Origin of the sequence: Microbacterium soli (genome assembly GCF_039539005.1) — a bacterium.
Classification (GTDB): domain Bacteria; phylum Actinomycetota; class Actinomycetes; order Actinomycetales; family Microbacteriaceae; genus Microbacterium; species Microbacterium soli.
Genome location: NZ_BAABCP010000001.1, coordinates 927,771 through 944,690, shown reverse-complemented (window position 1 = coordinate 944,690; position 16,920 = coordinate 927,771). Strand labels below are relative to the sequence as shown.

Here is a 16,920-nt window from a genome sequence, read left to right as displayed (position 1 = left end):
ATGGACCTGCTCGACGAGATCGTGCTGACCGGGCTGACGGTCTTCGGACACCACGGAGTCTTCGACTTCGAGCGCCGTGACGGCCAGGAGTTCACGATCGATCTGAGGCTCGGGCTGCCGCTGGGGGCCGCGGCGGCCTCGGACGACGTCACCGACACCGTGCACTACGGCGAACTGGCCGACCGTGTCGCGGCGATCGTCGCCGGCGAGCCCGTCAACCTCATCGAGACCCTCGCGCAGCGCATCGCGGACGCCGTGCTGGAGGACGAGCGCGTCAAGGTCGTCACCGTGACCGTGCACAAGCCGCACGCGCCCATCGCGCAGACCTTCGCGGACGTGGCGGTCAGCGTCCACCGGATGCAGAAGGAGGCGCCGGCGTGGACGTCCGACTGACGCACCTGCCCGAGCCGCCCGACCCGCGTCCAGGCCGCGAGCCGCAGGTCGCCGTGGTGGCACTGGGATCCAACGAGGGCGACCGTGGCGAGATGCTCCGCGCGGCGGCCGAGCGGCTGCGCAGGCTGCCCCTGGTCGATGACCTCGTCATGTCGGAGCCCGTGGAAACCGTCGCCGTGAAGCTCGACGGGCCCGACCCGGACGCCCCGCGCTATCTCAACGCCGTCGCGCTGCTGACCACCCGACTGGCTCCGCAGGTGCTGCTGGGCATGCTGCACGCGGTGGAGGAGGAACAGGGTCGCGTGCGCCTGCAGCGCTGGGGGGACCGCACCCTGGACCTCGATCTCATCGCCTACGGCGACTTCCGCAGCGATGCGGAGCATCTGCTGGTCCCGCACCCGCGCGCGGCCGAGCGGCTGTTCGTGCTGGAACCGTGGCTGAGCATAGACCCGGATGCCGTGCTGCCCGGCGCCGGACGGGTGGACGAGCTGGTGCGGCGTCTGAAGGGCCGACGGTGAGGCGGACCTCCGCCGGGGTGCTGGCCGTGCTCGCCCTGCTGGCGGCGGGCTGCGGGTTCGGGCTCGACCAGGTGCTGACCGCGACCGGCCGGGCGACGTTCACACCGTCGCCGCTGCTGCCGGTCATGCTGCTGCTCATCGCGGCCGCGACGCTGGCGCTGGCCTGGCCGGTGCGCCGCAGTCTGCGCGGCGGCGCACGGGTGGACCCGTTCCGCGCCGTGCACGCCGCGACGCTCGCCAGGGCGTCCAGCCTGCTGGGCGCCCTCATCGCCGGATTCGGCGCGGGACTGCTCGTGTTCCTGTCGACAAGGCCGGTGCCCGCGCAGGTAGGGTCGACTGTGGCGATGATCGCCCTGATCGTCGGCGCACTGGTACTGGTCGGGGCGGCGCTCGTCGCCGAACAGTTCTGCACTCTGCCGGAGGAACCTGATGACCGAGAGCCCGACGACCCCGCCCCGTGATCCGGACGGCGCCGCGTCAGCGGCTCAGCTCTCCGAATCCGCCGCTGCCCCGGCATCCGCTCCCGCGCTGGACGCGGGCACCTACCGGGCCCTGCGCGCGCCGCGAAGCTTGTCGGCGCTCGCCCTCGACGGCGTGTGGCATCAGATCTCCCCGCGCTACGTCGTGTCGCAGATCGTGCAGGACGCCATCCTCATCGCCGTCGTGATCATCGCGGCCGTCGTCGTCGGCCTCGTGACCGGGCAGGCGTGGCCGTGGCTGCCCGCCGGCGCGCTGGTGCTGATCACCCTGATCACGCTTCTCATCGTGCCGCGCCAGGCCCGTGCCCTGGGGTACGCGCTGCGTGCGGACGACATCGTCTTCCGCAAGGGCATCCTGTGGCAGCGCATGGTGGCCGTCCCCTACGGGCGGCTGCAGCTCGTCGACATCACGCAGGGCCCGTTGGACCGCGCCTTCGGCATCTCGCAGCTGAAGATGGTCACGGCCGCCGCGGCGACGGGCGTGCAGATCCCCGGGCTCACGCAGGAGGCCGCCGAGGCCCTGCGCGACGCCCTCATCGAGGTCGCCGAGACCCGCAGGACCGGGCTGTGAGCACGCCGTCCGACCCCCGCCGGGACTCTCCCGCCGCCGCACCGGTACCGCCGGTGCCCCCGCCTCCCGCACCCGCGGCGACGCCTCCGGTGCTGCCGGAGGGCGGCTCCTCGGCGCTCGCCGACGGCGAATGGCACCGGATGCATCCGCTCACGCCGCTGTTCAAGGGCGGCCTCGTGCTGATCATCGTCGCCGGCGTCGCGATCTCCAACATGCGCGACCGCCTCATCGCCTGGGCGGTGGGCCTGTTCGCCCCGGAGGAGTCCGTCTACATCGACCACACCGGTGATCCGGTGGACTGGGTGCTCGCCAACAATCTGCTCCTGGTGGCGCTGCTGGGCGTGCTGGGCGTGGCGGTCCTGCTCGTCGTGGTGTTCTGGCTGGTGTGGCGGTTCCAGCAGTTCCGCATCACGGGCGATCACGTCGAGATGCGCAAGGGAATGATCTTCCGCTCGCAGCGCCGGGCGCCGCTGGACCGCGTGCAGGGCGTGAATCTCACCCGGCCGTTCCCCGCCCGACTGATCGGCCTCGCCAAACTCGAGGTCATCGGCGCGGGCACCGACGCCAACGTGCCCCTGGAGTACCTCGCCACCCCGCGAGCCGAATCCATCCGCGCCGACATCCTGCGCCTGGCCTCCGGTGCGCGCTCCGCCCGGGAACAGGCCGCCGGGCGACCGCACCGCACCGCCGACGCGACGGCGCCCGTCGGGACCGCCCACCTGGTCGACTCGGTCAACGACGGGGTCAGCGACCTGTTCACCGGGGTGGACCTCGACGACGTCGCCCCGGAGAGCGTCGTCAAGATCCCCACCGGCCGGCTCATCGGCTCGCAGCTGCTGAGCGGCATCCTCTGGCTGCTGTTCTTCGGCGCCCTGTTCGCCGCGTCGATGGGCGGCACGCTTTTCGGCATGATCGCCTCGGGGGAGAGCGCCGCCGACATCGGCCTCGCGATGCTCGGCATCGGGCTGGGCATGGGCATCCCGCTGGTGATCGCCACGGTCGGCATCACCTGGGCGCAGATCTCCAAGTCGCTGCGCTACTCCATCGCACCCACGCCGGACGGTGTCCGGATCACGTACGGGCTGCTGACCACGGTGACGGAGACGCTGCCCCCCGGCCGCATCTTCGCCGTCGAGGTGACGCAGTCGCTGCTGTGGCGGCCCTTCGGCTGGTGGACGATCAAGATCAACCGGATGAGCGGTCGCAGTGCGGCCCAGCAGAGCAACAGCAGCACACAGCAGTTCAACACCGTGCTGCCGGTCGGCCAGCGCGCCGACGTCGAGCGGGTGCTCTCGCTCATCCTGCCCGACATCCCCCGGGCCGACATCCCCCTGGTGTGGGAGCACGGCATCCTGGGCCCCGGCCCCGACGACCCCTACCGCACGATCCCGCGACGCGCCTGGTGGCATCGTCCGCTGTCCTGGAAGCGGCACGGCTTCGTCATGACCGACTTCGGGCTGCTGCTGCGGCGCGGGGTGCTGTGGCGCAAGCTCGCGGTGTTCCCGCTCGCTCGACTGCAGAGCGTCTCGCTCTCGCAGGGGCCGATCGACCGCATCCAGCACGTGACCGCCGTGCATGTGCACTCGATCCTGGGGCCCGTCTCGGGCGGGCTGTCGGGCGTCGACCGCGACGAGGCCCTCGCACTGCTGGACGGGACGGGCCGGGCGGCCGCGCTCGCCGCCGCGCACGACCACACGCATCGCTGGGGCGAGGCGAGCTCGACGGATGCCGAAGGCGCCGCCGCCCCGACGGGTGCGGGGGTCATCGTCGCCCCGACGGACGCCGTGCCGGGGGCGCAGCCCGTCCAGGCCGCACCGCTGCCGCCGACCTCCTCCCCGGAGTGAACCGATGCGCCGAGACGGTCGCCTGGGCATCGGGATCATCGGCGCGGGCAGAGTCGGGCCGATCGTCGGCGCGGCGCTGGCGGGCACCGGTCATGCCCTCACCGGGATCACCTCCGGGTCCGACGACGATCGCGTCGCAGCGGTGCTGCCGGGCGTTCCGGTGCTGGAGCCGCTCGAGGTCGTGCGGCGCAGCGAACTCGTCGTGATCGCCGTGCCGCACGATGAGCTGCCGGGTCTGGTCAGCGGCATCGCCGACGTGAGCGGATGGCAGATCGGACAGCTCGTCATGCACACCGACCCCGGGCACGGCATCGAGGTGATGCGGCCTGCCGCCGCGCAGGGTGCGATCCCCCTCGCAGTGCACCCCGCCATCGCGTTCACGGGCACGACCGTCGACCTGCGTCAGCTGCAGGCGGCCTTCGCGGGCGTGACGGCGCCGGCGGCCGTGCTGCCGATCGCGCAGGCGCTCGCGGTCGAGATGGGCTGCGAGCCCGTCGTGATCGCGGAGGAGGACAGGGCCGCATACGGCGAGGCCATCGCCACGGCATCCGAGTTCTCCCGCTCGATCATCGGCCAGGCGACCTCGCTGCTGCGCGAGGTCGGCGTGGAGAACCCGGGTGGCTACCTGTCCGCGCTCGTGTCGTCGACGGTGGAGCAGGCGCTGCGCGAGGCGTCCGGCCCGGTGGACCCTCCCATCGCGCTCTGACTCGCCGTCCGCGCTCGGGGTCAGCGACCGCCGGAGAACCCTCCCCCTCCGCCACCGCCGGAGAACCCGCCGCCGGTCGAGCCGCCCGAGGAGCTCGGAGGGGTGTAGGTCGCCGCGGAGCTCATCGCGCTCGAGTAGTGCGACAGTCGCGCGCTGATCGACGTGCCCACGGCGGTGTCCATCCAGGTCGGGGAGGAGTCGGATGCCGAGTAGCCGGTCTCCAGCACCTTCGACCAGCTCTTCTCCTCGCCCAGCAGCATCGCGTAGGGGAGCAGCTTCTCGTACAGGTGCACGACGTCGATCGTGCCGTCCGGGCGGCGCTCGGCGCCCTGGTAGGACTGCAGCATGCGCAGGCGGTCGGCCTCGGCGACGCGGATGAACTCCTTGACGCCCCTCAGATGCTCACCGCGGAGGGCGCCCTCCCGGGTCAGCACGGTGTGCCTGCTGAATACGACGATGGAGCTGATCGCCACCACGATGCCCGCCGCGATGAGCGCGACGATCGACAGGCCGAGCAGCTCCCGATCCTTCACGGCCGACCAGGCCAGGAAGGCCGCGGTGGCGGCCAGCAGAGTGATGGACACCCAGCCGAACGCCATGGCGGCCGTGCTGCGCTCCTTCGTCAGCCAGCCGTTCCGCATTGCTGCGGCGCGCCCCTTCGCGACCAGTTTCTCCATGCGCTGGGCGAACTTCGTGCTGGACTTCGGGATCCGTCGCTCGGTCCGCTCCCCGGGGAACAGCGCCGCCACCATCGCGCGGTCCAGCGGGTCCGATGGGAGGTCGCGGTCGAGGAGTCGCAGGGACGGACGTCGTTTCGCCCCCGGCTCCTCCTCCAGCCGCAGCACGCCCTGCACCGCCAGGTGCACCATCTGCGCGGGGATCGGGTTCGGCGCCCCCGGGATCAGCGGTGCGGCGGCCAGCGGAGGCAGGTCGGCCGGCACATCGTACTGGGCGATGATGATGCCGGTCGCCGCCCGGCGCCGCCGCTTCATGGCCGCGAGGGAGAACCAGGCTCCGCCGGCGGTGATGATCGCCCCCAGTCCGACGAGCGCGGGACCGAAGTCGGCCACGGGATCCGGCAGGCGCGCGGCGGGCTGGGTGACCGTGCCCGCCGTGAAGCCGATCGCGACCGTCACTCCGTCGCCGGCGGCGCGCTCGCCGGATTCGACCGTGAAGGTCGCGCCGTCCGCCGACGGGGACGGACCGGTGAGACTGCACGGGTACGACATCCCCGCGAGCCCGCGGTAGCAGGCGGCATCACCGGTGAGCGCGGCGGCCAGCGGCGGGGAGAAGGCGATCGTGGCGCGGAAGCGGCCGATGTCCTGTGTGCTGTTCAGGGGCAGCAGGTTCCAGTAGAACTCGTCGTTGCCGGTCTGCGTGCCGTGGATCATGACGTCGCGCATGGTCGATTCGATGACGTAGGTGGTCGGGCCGTGCACGTAGTCGTCGTCGCCGGTGAGCACGAGGAGCATGCCGTCCTCGGTGTCCGTCTCGAACGGCACGTCGTGGCCTGCCCCGTCGGTCACCGACAGGATGCGGATGTCGAGCCCCGCGCCCTCGAACCGCTGCGGGTATCCGCGGATGATGCCCTTGTTCTGATCGAACTCCGGGAACTCGGCCACCACGGTCTCGGTCACGTGCGCGACCGCGCGCCCCTCGGCATCCAGCGACACGTCGTACCGGGACTCCCAGGACGAATAGTCGAAGTCGTCGACATCCGCGCTCGCCGCGGCGGGCGCGAGCACGGCGATGAGCGCTCCGAGCACGACGGCGAGGATCGCGAGGACGCGTCCGCGGGCGGGAGCGGACCCGGGGTGGCGTCGGCGGGCGGCTGCGAGGGAGGACATGTCATCGAGGCTAACCCGGGCACCGCCGCCGTCTCCGGGACGGCGTCGGCTCGCCGGTAGACTGGCGGAGACTTTCCTCGAGGAGCCCCCACCCATGACTGACGCGTCCGCGCCGACCCCCACCCCCGCCGATTCGGCTGACGACGTCTTCGAGCAGAAGGCCGTGCGGCTCGCCAAGCGCGAGAAGCTCATCGCGAACCGCACGGATGCCGGCGGCGGGGCGTTCCCCGTCGGCGTGCCGGTGACGCACAGCATCCCCGCCCTGCGCGCGAAGTACGGCGACCTCGCGGCCGGTGCGGAGACCGGCGAGGTCGTCGGCGTCGCCGGCCGGGTGGTCTTCAGTCGCAACACCGGGAAACTGTGCTTTGCCACTCTGCAGTCCGGAGACGGCTCGCGCATCCAGGCCATGGTGTCGCTCGCGAAGGTCGGTGAGGAGTCGCTGGCTGCGTGGAAGGAGCTCGTCGACCTGGGCGACCACGTCTTCGTGCACGGCGAGGTCATCTCCAGTCGTCGCGGTGAACTGTCGATCATGGCCGACGCGTGGACGATCGCGTCGAAGGCGATCCTGCCGCTGCCCAACATGTACGGCGAGCTGAGCGAGGAGACGCGCGTGCGCAGCCGCTTCCTCGACCTCATCGTGCGCGACCGGGCCCGCACCACCGTGCGCGCCCGCGCGGCCGTGAACGCCAGCCTGCGTGCGACCTTCACGAGCCACGACTTCCTCGAGGTGGAGACGCCCATGCTGCAGGTGCAGCACGGCGGCGCATCCGCCCGCCCGTTCATCACCCACTCCAACGCGTTCGACACCGAGCTGTACCTGCGCATCGCGCCGGAGCTGTACCTCAAGCGCGCGGTGGTCGGCGGCATCGAGCGGGTCTTCGAGATCAACCGCAACTTCCGCAACGAGGGTGCGGACTCGACGCACTCGCCGGAGTTCGCCATGCTCGAGGCCTACCAGGCCTACGGCGACTACCACCAGATGGCAGAGCTGACGCAGGAGCTCGTGCAGAACGCCGCCATCGCCGTCGCCGGCTCCACGACGGTCACCTGGGCCGACGGCACCGAGTACGACCTGGGCGGCGAGTGGGACCGCATCTCGATGTACGAGTCGCTGTCGGAGGCATCCGGTCGCCCCGTCACACCCGAGGACCCGGTGGATGACCTCATCGCGTTCGCCGAGGCCAGCGGGGTGGAGATCCCCCCGCACGCCACGCACGGCAAGCTCGTCGAGGAGCTGTGGGAGCACTTCGTGAAGGGCGACCTCGTGCGCCCCACCTTCGTGATGGACTTCCCCGTCGACACCTCGCCGCTCGTGCGGGAGCACCGTTCGATCGCCGGCGTCGTGGAGAAGTGGGACCTCTACATCCGCGGCTTCGAGCTGGCCACCGGATACTCCGAGCTCGTCGACCCGGTCATCCAGCGCGAGCGCTTCGTCGCACAGGCGAAGCTCGCCGCGGGAGGGGATCTCGAGGCCATGCGCGTGGACGAGGAGTTCCTGCGCGCCCTCGAGCACGGCATGCCCCCGACGGGCGGCATGGGCATGGGCATCGACCGTCTGCTGATGGCCGTCACCGGCCTCGGCATCCGCGAGACCATCCTCTTCCCTCTCGTCAAGTAGGCGGACCCCCTTCGTCGAGCAGGCGGTCACCGGTCGTTCACGGTCGTCGCAGCACCCACTCCGGCAGGCGGGCGGCATCGAGCATGCTCCGGATCAGCGTCGCCATGCCGAGCCCGGGGTCGATGCGCAGCGCTTCGTCGACATACCTGCCCGCATGCGAGGAGCGGCCCAGCGCCCACGCCAGCCAGGCGGCAGCCGTCAGCGCACCGGCCTTCGCGGGTCTCGGCGCCCTCGCTGCGGCGTGCCGCACGACCTCCAGCGCGCATCCCAGCCGGTCGGGATCGGGTCGGGCGCCGCGCCCCGTGAAGACGTCGCCGATCTCGTCCGGGAGCTCCGAGTGCTGCCCGGTGAACGCCAGCTGCGCGGCCAGCGCGCGGCATCCGAACTCCTCATCGCTCGCCCACTGCACGAGGATCGCGTCGCGCAGGACGGGCCTGCTCAGGCACCACAGCAGTGCCGCGCAGCTGTACGAGTCCGTGCGGGTCGGCGCCTCCAGGAGGTCTTCGACGAAGGCGGGCAGGTCGTCGAGGATCATCGCCGCGCCCATCAGGGCGAGCGGGTTCTCATCGCCCGCATCGCCCGCGCGCCCGTCCCGATGGCCGTCCATGATCGTCTCCAGCTCAGCGAGGGCGCGACCCACGCGCTCGCGATCCGCGAGGTCGCTCGCAGGCAGGTCCGCCCCGGCCAGCTGGTCTCCGCTGAGGTCCCCGACGCCGGGGATGTCCGGCGCAGACGGGATGCTGTCCAGCGGTCGTGGCACGGCGTCCTCGTCGAGATAGTCGCCCCAGCCGGTCGGTGTCACCCACATCGCTTCGATGATGCGCAGACCCGAGCCCTCGCACGCCTCGACGAGGGCCTCCGCGAGGGCGGCCCAGGGCGGCAGCAGCCGGTCGGCGTCGGACTGCGGAGGGGCGTCCGAGTACACGACGATCGCAGTCGCGTCGACATCGTCGACCTGGAGCAGCGCCTGGAGGGCGGCGCTCGCGAACGTATGCGGATCACCGCCCGGGTCGGGCAGGTCGATGCGCATCGCCCCGCGGCCCCTCGTGCCGTGGAAGGGCAGCAGCACGACGCTGCGCCTCGGGGTGAACCCCGCCAGGACGGGGACGGTGCCGAGCAGCTCGGCGGGTTCGGCGGCATGGATGACGGTGTTCATGCCGGGAGTCTGCCCGCTGCCGTGCATCCGGGATCAGCCGGATCCCGGTGACTGTGGAGAGGTCGCGGACGACGGCGTATGTGCAGGGGGAACGGCGTGCACGGTGGCGTACGATGGATGACGTGGACAACATCTGGATCGCCGCGGGATGGGCGATTCTGCCGACCCTGGCGATCTGCGTGATCTTCGCCGTCGTGCTCCGCGGGATTCTGCGCGCCGACCGCACCGAGCGCAAGGTGCACGCGCGCATCGAGGCGGAGGAGCGCGCTGCGCGCGGGCTGCCGCCCAAGGCGTCCTGATCGACGCATCCGCGACCATCGGCGCCGCCGCGACCACCGGCGGCTGACCGACCGGTCTGCCGCGCCTGTCGGCGGCTGCGGCTACTCTGATGCAGAGCGAGTGATTCTGCGTGCGGGAGGAGGCGAACGTGGACATCGCATCATGGCCGTGGTGGGCGGCGCTGGGCTATCTCATCCTCGACATCAGCGTGCGCGTCGTGGCGATCATCGTCGTCCCCCGCAACCGCCGCCCCACCTCGGCGATGGCCTGGCTGCTCGCCATCTTCCTGATCCCCGTGATCGGGGTGCTGCTGTTCCTGCTGATCGGCAACCCCAAACTGCCGCGCGCCCGACGGCGCAAGCAGGAGCAGATCAACGAGTACATCACCGAGGCGGCCAGCCACCTGAACTTCGGCTCGCTGCGCCCGAACGCCCCGGACTGGTTCCCCCCGCTGGTGGCGATGAACCAGCGCCTGGGCGCCCTCCCGCTCTCCGGCGGCAATGAGGCGCATCTCATCAGCGACTACCAGCAGTCGCTGGACGAGATGGCCGAGGCCATGCGCCAGGCGCAGGACTACATCCACGTCGAGTTCTACATCCTGCAGAGCGACGCCTCGACGGACAACTTCTTCCGGGCGATGGAGGAGGCCGCCGCCCGGGGCGTGCCGGTGCGCGTGCTGCTGGATTACTGGGCCAATCGCTGGAAACCGCGCTACCGCCAGACGCTGCGGCGCCTCGACGAGATGGGCGCCGACTGGCACCTCATGCTCCCCGTCCAGCCCCTGCGCGGCCGGATCCAGCGCCCCGACCTGCGCAATCACCGCAAGCTGCTGGTGGTGGATGGCGCGATCGGATTCGTCGGGTCGCAGAACGTCACCGATTCGTCGTACAACCTGCCCAAGAACATCCGACGGGGGCTGCACTGGATCGACCTCATGGTGCGCGTGCACGGCCCGGTGGTGTCGAGCCTGAACGCCGTGTTCCTCAGCGATTACTACGCCGAGACCGACCGCATCCCGGATGCCGGGGATCTCACCCGCATCGAACGGGGCCGTGGCGAGCTGGGGTGTCAGATCGTGCCCTCCGGGCCCGGTTTCGAGGTGGAGAACAATCTGAGGCTGTTCCTCGCGCTGCTGTACGCGGCGCGGGAGCGGATCATGATCGTCAGCCCCTACTTCGTCCCCGATGAGGCGCTGCTGCTGGCGGTCACCGCCGCCGTCGACCGCGGGGTGCAGGTGGAGCTGTTCGTCTCGGAGCAGGGGGACCAGGCCGTCGTCTACCACGCGCAGCGCAGCTATTACGAGGCGCTGCTGCGCGCCGGCATCCGGATCTGGATGTACCCCAAGCCGTACATCCTGCACACCAAGAGCCTCACGATCGACGACCAGGTCGCCGTCATCGGGTCGAGCAACATGGACATGCGCTCGTTCGGTCTGAACATGGAGGTGTCCATGCTCGTGCGCGGTGAGGAGTTCGTCGACGAGATGCGCGTCGTGGAGGACGAGTACCGCGCCCTCAGCCGCGAGCTGACGCTCGAGGAATGGATGAAGCAGCCGTTGCGCTCCACGGTGCTCGACAACCTCGCCCGGCTCACCTCCGCCCTGCAGTAGACGCCGTGCACGGGGTGCGCCACAGCGTCAGAAGCGCGAGACGTCGTGGCCCTCCGGCAGGACGATCCGCAGCCCGCCCTGCTCGATGCGGCAGGACATCCGCACGGCCGTGCCGAGCTCGTCGCCGTCGAGCTCGATCGAGGTGGGCGCGACCATCGCGGCATCCGCCGTGCGCCCGCGCAGGTAGCGGATCGAGGAGTTCCGTCCGCGGCGCTCCAGCACCCGGCGACCTGCCCGTGACCGTCGCAGCACCGAGTTGTCCCACCACACCTTCCGCCAGATCCCCAGCCAGCCCAGCGGGCCGCTGGGCTGGATGACGGCGATGTCCATCGTTCCGTCGTCCAGCGACGCATCCGGCATGAGGGCGATGCCCCCCGGCAGCGCCCCGCAGTTCGCGAACAGCATGCTGTGCACCTTCGCCGCGTGCAGTCGGCCGTCGTCCAGCTGGTACACGACCCGGAACGGCTTCGCGCCCGGCAGGGAACGCGCCGCACCGTCCAGATAGGCCACCCACCCGACGGTCTTCTTCAGATCCGGACGGGTGTTGGCGATCATGTCGGCATCCAGGCCCATGCCCGCGAGCACGACGAACCCGTGCTCGGTCTCCGACCCGTCCTCCCTGGCCAGCCGTGCCCAGCCGATGTCCACGGGGTACGTGAAGCCGGTGAAGACGGCATCCATCACCTTCTCCGGATCCAGCAGCGGCAGTCCGAGGTTGCGGGCGAAGAGGTTCCCGGTGCCGCCGGGGACCACGGCGAAGGGGACGTCGGTACCCGCCATCGCCTCGGAGACCGCGCGCACCGTCCCGTCACCGCCGGCGGCGAGCACTGCCGTCGCCCCCTCGTCGAGAGCTGTGCGCGTGACCCGCTGGCCGGGATCTTCGACGCTGGTCTCGTAGAAGCGCGGCGGCTCCCAGCCGTGGACGGTCGACAGCTCGCGCAGCACGGAGCGCAGCCGTTCCGCGTCGACTTTCACCGGATTGAGCACGAGCGCCGCGTGGCTGCGCTGATCACCGGATGCCGACATGACGCCACTCTACGACCGAACCCCCTGCGGGTGGTGTGACGCCGTCGCTCCCCGGGCATGGCATGGTGGCGGTCGGGAGGGCGGATGCTGCGCGCCCGCGCCGCCCTGCGCCACGGGCACGGACCCGGCCGGGTGGCGACACGCCCGCTGGATAGACTTGCACAATGATCGATCTCGCCCTCCTCCGCGACGAGCCCGAGCTCGTCCGTCGTTCACAGCTCGCGCGCGGGAACGCGCCTGAGACCGTCGACGCCGCGATCGAGGCCGACCGATCTCGCCGTGACGCGCTGAACGCCTTCGAGTCGCTGCGCGCCGAGCAGAACGCCTTCGGCAAGACCGTCGCCAGGGCACCGAAGGAGGAGAAGGCCGCGCTCGTCGCGCAGGCCAAGGAGCTCGCCGAGCGGGTCAAGGCCGCGCAGCAGGCGTCGAACGAGGCGGCGGATGCCGCGGCATCCGCTCTCGCAAGGATCGAGAACATCATCATCGACGGCGTTCCCGCCGGCGGCGAGGAGGATTTCGTCGAGCTGCGTCGGGTCGGCGAGATCCCGACGTTCGACCCGGAGGCGTATCCGGACGGCCCGCGCGACCACCTCGAGATCGGCGAGCTGCTGGGCGCCATCGACATGGAGCGCGGCGTGAAGGTCTCCGGGGCCCGCTTCTACTTCCTCAAGGGCATCGGCGCGCGCCTGGAGATCGCGCTCATGAACCTCGCGCTCGACAAGGCGCTGCGCAACGGCTTCACACCGATGATCGTCCCGACGCTGGTGCGTCCGGAGATCATGCAGGGCACCGGATTCCTCGGCGAGCACGCCGACGAGGTGTATCACCTCGACAAGGAGGACCTGTACCTGGTCGGCACCAGCGAGGTGCCGCTCGCCGGCTACCACAAGGACGAGATCCTCGACCTGACCGGCGGTGCGCAGCGCTACGCGGGCTGGTCCACCTGCTACCGCAGCGAGGCGGGGTCCTACGGCAAGGACACCCGCGGCATCATCCGCGTGCACCAGTTCAACAAGCTGGAGATGTTCGTCTACACGACCCCCGAGGATGCGGAGGCCGAGCACGAGCGGCTCGTCGCCCTGCAGGAGGAGATGCTGACCTCGCTCGGTCTGTCGTACCGGGTGATCGACGTGGCAGCCGGGGATCTCGGTTCCAGCGCCGCGCGCAAATTCGACATCGAGGCCTGGGTGCCCACACAGGGCGCCTTCCGGGAGCTGACCTCCACCTCCAACTGCACGACCTACCAGGCCCGCCGCCTGGATGTGCGCTACCGGCCGGAGGAGGGCGCGAAGACGACCCCGGTCGCCACGCTCAACGGCACGCTGGCGACCACCCGCTGGATCGTCGCGCTGCTGGAGACCCATCAGCAGCCGGACGGCTCCGTCGTGGTGCCGGAGGTGCTGCGCCCGTACCTGGGCGGCATCGAGGTGATCCATCCGCTGGGGTGGTCCGACGGCGCCGACGCGGCGCAGGTCGCGGAGTGAGCTCGCGGGGGCTGGTCGGCCTGGACGTCGACGGCACCATCCTCCTGCAGGACGAGACGCTCAGCCCCGGGGTGGCCGACGCCGTCGCCGCGGCACGCGACGTCGGGTTCGAGGTCATGCTGGCCACCGGCCGCGGCTGGGCTGGAACGCAGCGCTTCGTCGACGCGCTCGGGCTGACCTCCTCGTTCGCGGTCTGCTCCAACGGCGCGGTCATCATGCGCAGGGTCGGGGAGGAGTGGACGCGCTGGCACGTCGAGGTGTTCGACCCCGCACCCGTGCTCGAGCTGCTGCACGACAGACTTCCCGAAGCCCGCTACATGGTGGAACTCGAATCCGGGCAGCGCCTGTACACGGAGGTCCTCGCCGACTGGACGCTCGACGACGGCCGTCGGGTCGACTTCGCCGAGCTCGTGTCCAACCCGGTCTCCCGCGTGGTGGTCGTCTCACCCGGCCACGACGAGGAGGATTTCCAGCGGCTGGTCGCAACCGTCGGTCTCAACGAGGTGTCCTATGCGATCGGCTGGACGGCGTGGCTGGACATCGCCCCGCGGGGAGTGGACAAGGGCACCGCGCTCGAACGCGTGCGCGCCGAGCTCGGTCACGATCGCGGCGATGTCCTCGTCGTGGGCGACGGGCGCAACGACATCGGCATGTTCGAGTGGGCGCTCGCCGGTGGCGGCAGGGCCGTGGCGATGGGGCAGGCTCCGGACGAGGTCAAGCAGGTCGCCGGCGAGGTGACGGACGCCGTCGAGGAGGGCGGACTGGCGCGCGCCCTGCGCACGCTGCTCTGAGGCATCCGACAGCGCGCTCCGACGCATCCGATCCGCCCTGCGGCGACGCATCCCCCGACGATCCAGGTCTTGTCCAGGTGGGGAGGTGAGAATGGGGCATCGGCGGACTCGATCGTCCCCCACCCGGAGCCGCTAGACTCGACCCTTGATCGACCGGCGCACAGCCGGGATCGGGAGGGTTGTCCGAGCGGCCGATGGAGCTGGTCTTGAAAACCAGTGGGCAGAGATGTCCCGTGGGTTCGAATCCCACACCCTCCGCAGAGTTTCCGAAAGGCACTGAGTGAGCAGGTCCAGCAGACGGCGCGAGCCCATCGCACGCCATGGTCAGTTGCGTTCGCCCGGTGTCGCGGGGCAGCTGCTGAAGCTCATCGGCATCGCGATGGCCGTCGTCCTCGTCAGCGGCGTCGGGGTCGTGGGATTCGTCGTGGGCGGGATGCTGGGCACCGTCAGCGCCAACGCCGTCGAGCTCGAGAACCAGAAGGAGCTCCCGCCGGACATCACCGCCTACGAAGGCGGCTTCGACATCCTCCTCGCCGGTGTCGACACCTGCGAGCCGGAGTACGCGCACCTGTTCGGGAAGCGCTGCACGGGGAAGGATGCCGGCGGCACCCTCAACGACGTCAACCTGCTCGTGCACGTCTCCGAAGCGCCTCGCCGGGTGACCGTGGTGAGCTTCCCGCGCGACCTCATGATCCCGATCCCGGAATGCACGGATGCCAATGGCGACACGCGTTCGGCGATGAGCAAGCAGCAGCTGAACGTCGCCTACGAACACGGCGGGGAGAAGGGCGGGTTGAACTGCGTCGCCAAGACCATCTCGTCGCTCGTCGGAGGCGAGGACATCGAGTTCGCCGCGAAGGTGACCTTCGGCGGCGTGATCGAGATCACCAACGCCATCGGCGGTGTGGACGTGTGCCTGGCCAACCCCATCAAGGACCGCTTCACGGGCCTGGACATGGCGGCGGGCGACCACACGATCAAGGGCATGCAGGCTCTCCAGTTCCTGCGCACCCGGCACGGGGTCGGTGACGGCAGTGACCTGGGGCGCATCGGCAACCAGCAGCAGTACATGTCGAGCCTGGTGCGCAAGCTCATCAGCGGCGAGGTGCTCGGCAACGTCGGCACCATGCTCAAGCTCGCCGACACCGGGCTGAACAACCTGGAGGCGTCGACGTCTTTGGCCAACCCGATGACGATCGCCCAGATCGCGCTGGCGGTCAAGGACGTGCCCTTCGAGGACATCGTGTTCGTGCAGTATCCGACCGTCGACGACCCGGCCGACCGGAACCGCGTGGTGCCCAACCAGACCGCCGCCACCACGCTGTGGGACGCCATCAAGGCCAACAAGCAGCTGCAGATCACGCACGAGAACACGTCGAACGACGGTGTCGTGGTGAAGGAGCCGGCACCGGGCGCCTCTGCGACGCCGGATCCCGCGGAGACGCCGTCCGAGGACGTCGTGGAGCTCCCCTCGTCGATCAGGGGCACCTCCGCCGCGGTCACCACGTGCTCGAACGGGAACGTGCGGGGCTGATCGGCGGGGTTAGGATAGCCTTACTCCCCTGTCCGACTCTCTCGAGTGAGGCCCGCCATGCCGTTCGTCCACATCACCGCTCTGACGTTCCCCGCAGGTGCGGGCGATGAGATCGAACGGCGGTTCGCGGCCCGCAAGCGCGCGGTCGACCAGGCCGACGGATTTCTCGACTTCGAGCTGCTGCGCCCCGCGTTCGGTGACGAGCGCTACTTCGTGCTCACTCGGTGGGAGTCCCGCGAGGCGTACGAGGCGTGGTCATCCGCGCGCGTGCCCGCGGACCGCGAGGATGACCGCCGGAGGGGGATGCGGGTCGATCTGATGGGCTTCGACGTCGTTCCGATCGACGAGGCCTGAGCGCCTCGCGCGGGCGTCCCGGCGATTCGTGACAGCCCAGCAGAACCGTTATGATGGCAGGACGCGTTCGTGAGTCCAGCTCGCGGATGTCGGGAGACGTCGCATAGTCAGGCCTAGTGCACCACCCTGCTAAGGTGGAGTCCTCGCAAGGGGACCGAGGGTTCAAATCCCTCCGTCTCCGCCAGTTGTCCTGAGTCGCGACATAGTTTACGGACTGGTCGCGGCTCAGGACTTTTTCGTGTCTTGGGGTGTTGACGGCTGGTGGGGGGCTGGTGAGTCGCGTGATCGTTGACGGTGCTGGTCAAGGGTTCTTGGGTTGGTAATTCTTGGTGGGGTCGATGGTGAATTTGAACCGTCCCGGGTTCTCTGCCGCTTCTATGCGGGGAGAATCTCTCGGGTGAGGGACTCGTAGTAGGCGGCCTCGTATTCGACGGGGCTGCTCATTCCGAGGCTACCGTGGAGCCTGCGGTGGTTGTGCCAATCGACCCAGCCCGCGGTCGCGTACTCGACGTCTGCGATCGTCTTGAACGGTCCGTCGTGGAAGATCGTGGTGCGGATGCACTCGGCCGTGTAGAGCCCGTTGATCGTCTCCATGAGGGCGTTATCGTATGCGTCGCCGACGGACCCGATCGAGGGGGCGATCCCGTCGAGGGCGAGCTTCTCCGTCCATGCCACGGGTCTGCTGAAGGTTTGGTTGAGTCCGGGGTTTAT

16 protein-coding genes, 2 tRNA genes and 1 pseudogene are annotated in these 16,920 nt (G+C 70.2%); 15 read left to right on the top strand and 4 right to left on the bottom strand.

Annotation, left to right across the window (positions count from 1 at the left end; genetic code table 11):
* Genes folB through ABD770_RS04365 form a run of 6 tightly spaced genes read left to right on the top strand, consistent with a single transcriptional unit; the run spans position 1 to position 4,511 of the window.
* The gene (gene folB, locus ABD770_RS04390; RefSeq protein ID WP_344818291.1) at positions 1–393 is read left to right on the top strand and encodes a dihydroneopterin aldolase; all 393 of its coding nucleotides are present in this window, start codon (positions 1–3) and stop codon (positions 391–393) included.
* Positions 378–911, top strand: a complete 534-nt coding sequence (gene folK / locus ABD770_RS04385) for a 2-amino-4-hydroxy-6-hydroxymethyldihydropteridine diphosphokinase (protein WP_344818290.1) — start codon at positions 378–380, stop codon at positions 909–911. The genes folB and folK overlap by 16 nt, the downstream gene beginning before the upstream one ends.
* Positions 908–1,372, top strand: coding sequence for a DUF3180 domain-containing protein (locus ABD770_RS04380; RefSeq protein WP_344818288.1), 465 nt, complete (start codon positions 908–910; stop codon positions 1,370–1,372). Before folK ends, ABD770_RS04380 begins: the two co-directional genes overlap by 4 nt.
* Positions 1,341–1,961, top strand: coding sequence for a PH domain-containing protein (locus tag ABD770_RS04375; RefSeq protein ID WP_344818287.1), 621 nt, complete (start codon positions 1,341–1,343; stop codon positions 1,959–1,961). Before ABD770_RS04380 ends, ABD770_RS04375 begins: the two co-directional genes overlap by 32 nt.
* A complete protein-coding gene (locus ABD770_RS04370) occupies positions 1,958–3,805 on the top strand; it encodes a PH domain-containing protein (protein WP_344818285.1) in 1,848 nt (615 codons plus the stop codon). The genes ABD770_RS04375 and ABD770_RS04370 overlap by 4 nt, the downstream gene beginning before the upstream one ends.
* A 4-nt stretch (positions 3,806–3,809) precedes the next feature.
* Positions 3,810–4,511, top strand: a complete 702-nt coding sequence (locus ABD770_RS04365) for a Rossmann-like and DUF2520 domain-containing protein (RefSeq protein ID WP_344818284.1) — start codon at positions 3,810–3,812, stop codon at positions 4,509–4,511.
* 20 nt (positions 4,512–4,531) lie between these two features.
* Here ABD770_RS04365 and ABD770_RS04360 read toward each other — a convergent pair whose 3' ends face one another.
* Positions 4,532–6,358, bottom strand: coding sequence for a DUF2207 domain-containing protein (locus tag ABD770_RS04360; RefSeq protein ID WP_344818283.1), 1,827 nt, complete (start codon positions 6,356–6,358; stop codon positions 4,532–4,534).
* 94 nt (positions 6,359–6,452) lie between these two features.
* On the opposite strand from ABD770_RS04360, the gene lysS reads away from it, so the two are divergent.
* Positions 6,453–7,976, top strand: coding sequence for a lysine--tRNA ligase (gene lysS / locus ABD770_RS04355; RefSeq protein WP_344818282.1), 1,524 nt, complete (start codon positions 6,453–6,455; stop codon positions 7,974–7,976).
* A gap of 37 nt (positions 7,977–8,013) precedes the next feature.
* Here lysS and ABD770_RS04350 read toward each other — a convergent pair whose 3' ends face one another.
* On the bottom strand, positions 8,014–9,132 hold the full coding sequence (locus ABD770_RS04350) for a DUF4192 family protein (protein WP_344818281.1): 1,119 nt from the start codon (positions 9,130–9,132) through the stop codon (positions 8,014–8,016).
* 122 nt (positions 9,133–9,254) lie between these two features.
* Between ABD770_RS04350 and ABD770_RS04345 the strand changes: the two genes are divergently transcribed.
* Positions 9,255–9,431 carry a hypothetical protein gene (locus ABD770_RS04345; protein ID WP_344818280.1) on the top strand — a complete coding sequence of 59 codons (177 nt, stop codon included), beginning with the start codon at positions 9,255–9,257 and terminating at the stop codon, positions 9,429–9,431.
* 134 nt (positions 9,432–9,565) lie between these two features.
* Entirely contained in the window at positions 9,566–11,020 is a 1,455-nt protein-coding gene (gene cls / locus ABD770_RS04340) for a cardiolipin synthase (protein ID WP_425562758.1), read from the top strand.
* Positions 11,021–11,047: 27 nt separating this feature from the next.
* On the opposite strand, the gene ABD770_RS04335 is transcribed toward cls, so the two are convergent.
* The gene (locus ABD770_RS04335) at positions 11,048–12,046 is read right to left on the bottom strand and encodes a diacylglycerol/lipid kinase family protein (RefSeq protein WP_344818277.1); all 999 of its coding nucleotides are present in this window, start codon (positions 12,044–12,046) and stop codon (positions 11,048–11,050) included.
* Between the two features lie 164 nt (positions 12,047–12,210).
* Between ABD770_RS04335 and serS the strand changes: the two genes are divergently transcribed.
* The 6 genes from serS to ABD770_RS04305 all read left to right on the top strand — a co-directional run bounded on the left by serS (position 12,211) and on the right by ABD770_RS04305 (position 16,393).
* On the top strand, positions 12,211–13,530 hold the full coding sequence (serS, locus tag ABD770_RS04330) for a serine--tRNA ligase (protein WP_344818276.1): 1,320 nt from the start codon (positions 12,211–12,213) through the stop codon (positions 13,528–13,530).
* Positions 13,527–14,321 (top strand): HAD family hydrolase, encoded by a 795-nt coding sequence (locus ABD770_RS04325; protein WP_344818275.1) that lies wholly within the window; start codon positions 13,527–13,529, stop codon positions 14,319–14,321. The genes serS and ABD770_RS04325 overlap by 4 nt, the downstream gene beginning before the upstream one ends.
* Before the next feature lie 173 nt (positions 14,322–14,494).
* Positions 14,495–14,579, top strand: a tRNA-Ser gene (locus ABD770_RS04320).
* A 22-nt stretch (positions 14,580–14,601) separates the two neighbouring features.
* Positions 14,602–15,855: an LCP family protein gene (locus tag ABD770_RS04315; RefSeq protein WP_344818274.1), complete on the top strand. Its 1,254-nt coding sequence runs from the start codon at positions 14,602–14,604 to the stop codon at positions 15,853–15,855.
* Positions 15,856–15,912: 57 nt separating this feature from the next.
* Complete coding sequence (locus ABD770_RS04310) at positions 15,913–16,209, top strand: antibiotic biosynthesis monooxygenase family protein (RefSeq protein WP_344818273.1); 297 nt, start codon at positions 15,913–15,915, stop codon at positions 16,207–16,209.
* 92 nt (positions 16,210–16,301) lie between these two features.
* Positions 16,302–16,393, top strand: a tRNA-Ser gene (locus ABD770_RS04305).
* Between the two features lie 191 nt (positions 16,394–16,584).
* On the opposite strand, the pseudogene ABD770_RS04300 reads toward ABD770_RS04305, so the two are convergent.
* A pseudogene (locus ABD770_RS04300) lies at positions 16,585–16,884 on the bottom strand (integrase core domain-containing protein); the annotation flags it as partial.
* Between the last annotated feature and the right edge of the window lie 36 nt (positions 16,885–16,920).

Bases quoted from the DNA above. Each gene is read 5' to 3' on its own strand.
- folB (WP_344818291.1), top strand. From the start codon at position 1: ATGGACCTGCTCGACGAGATCGTGCTGACCGGGCTGACGGTCTTCGGA.
- ABD770_RS04375 (WP_344818287.1), top strand. From the start codon at position 1,341: ATGACCGAGAGCCCGACGACCCCGCCCCGTGATCCGGACGGCGCCGCG.
- ABD770_RS04365 (WP_344818284.1), top strand. From the start codon at position 3,810: ATGCGCCGAGACGGTCGCCTGGGCATCGGGATCATCGGCGCGGGCAGA.
- ABD770_RS04360 (WP_344818283.1), bottom strand. From the start codon at position 6,358: ATGTCCTCCCTCGCAGCCGCCCGCCGACGCCACCCCGGGTCCGCTCCC.
- lysS (WP_344818282.1), top strand. From the start codon at position 6,453: ATGACTGACGCGTCCGCGCCGACCCCCACCCCCGCCGATTCGGCTGAC.
- ABD770_RS04350 (WP_344818281.1), bottom strand. From the start codon at position 9,132: ATGAACACCGTCATCCATGCCGCCGAACCCGCCGAGCTGCTCGGCACC.
- ABD770_RS04335 (WP_344818277.1), bottom strand. From the start codon at position 12,046: ATGTCGGCATCCGGTGATCAGCGCAGCCACGCGGCGCTCGTGCTCAAT.
- serS (WP_344818276.1), top strand. From the start codon at position 12,211: ATGATCGATCTCGCCCTCCTCCGCGACGAGCCCGAGCTCGTCCGTCGT.
- ABD770_RS04310 (WP_344818273.1), top strand. From the start codon at position 15,913: ATGCCGTTCGTCCACATCACCGCTCTGACGTTCCCCGCAGGTGCGGGC.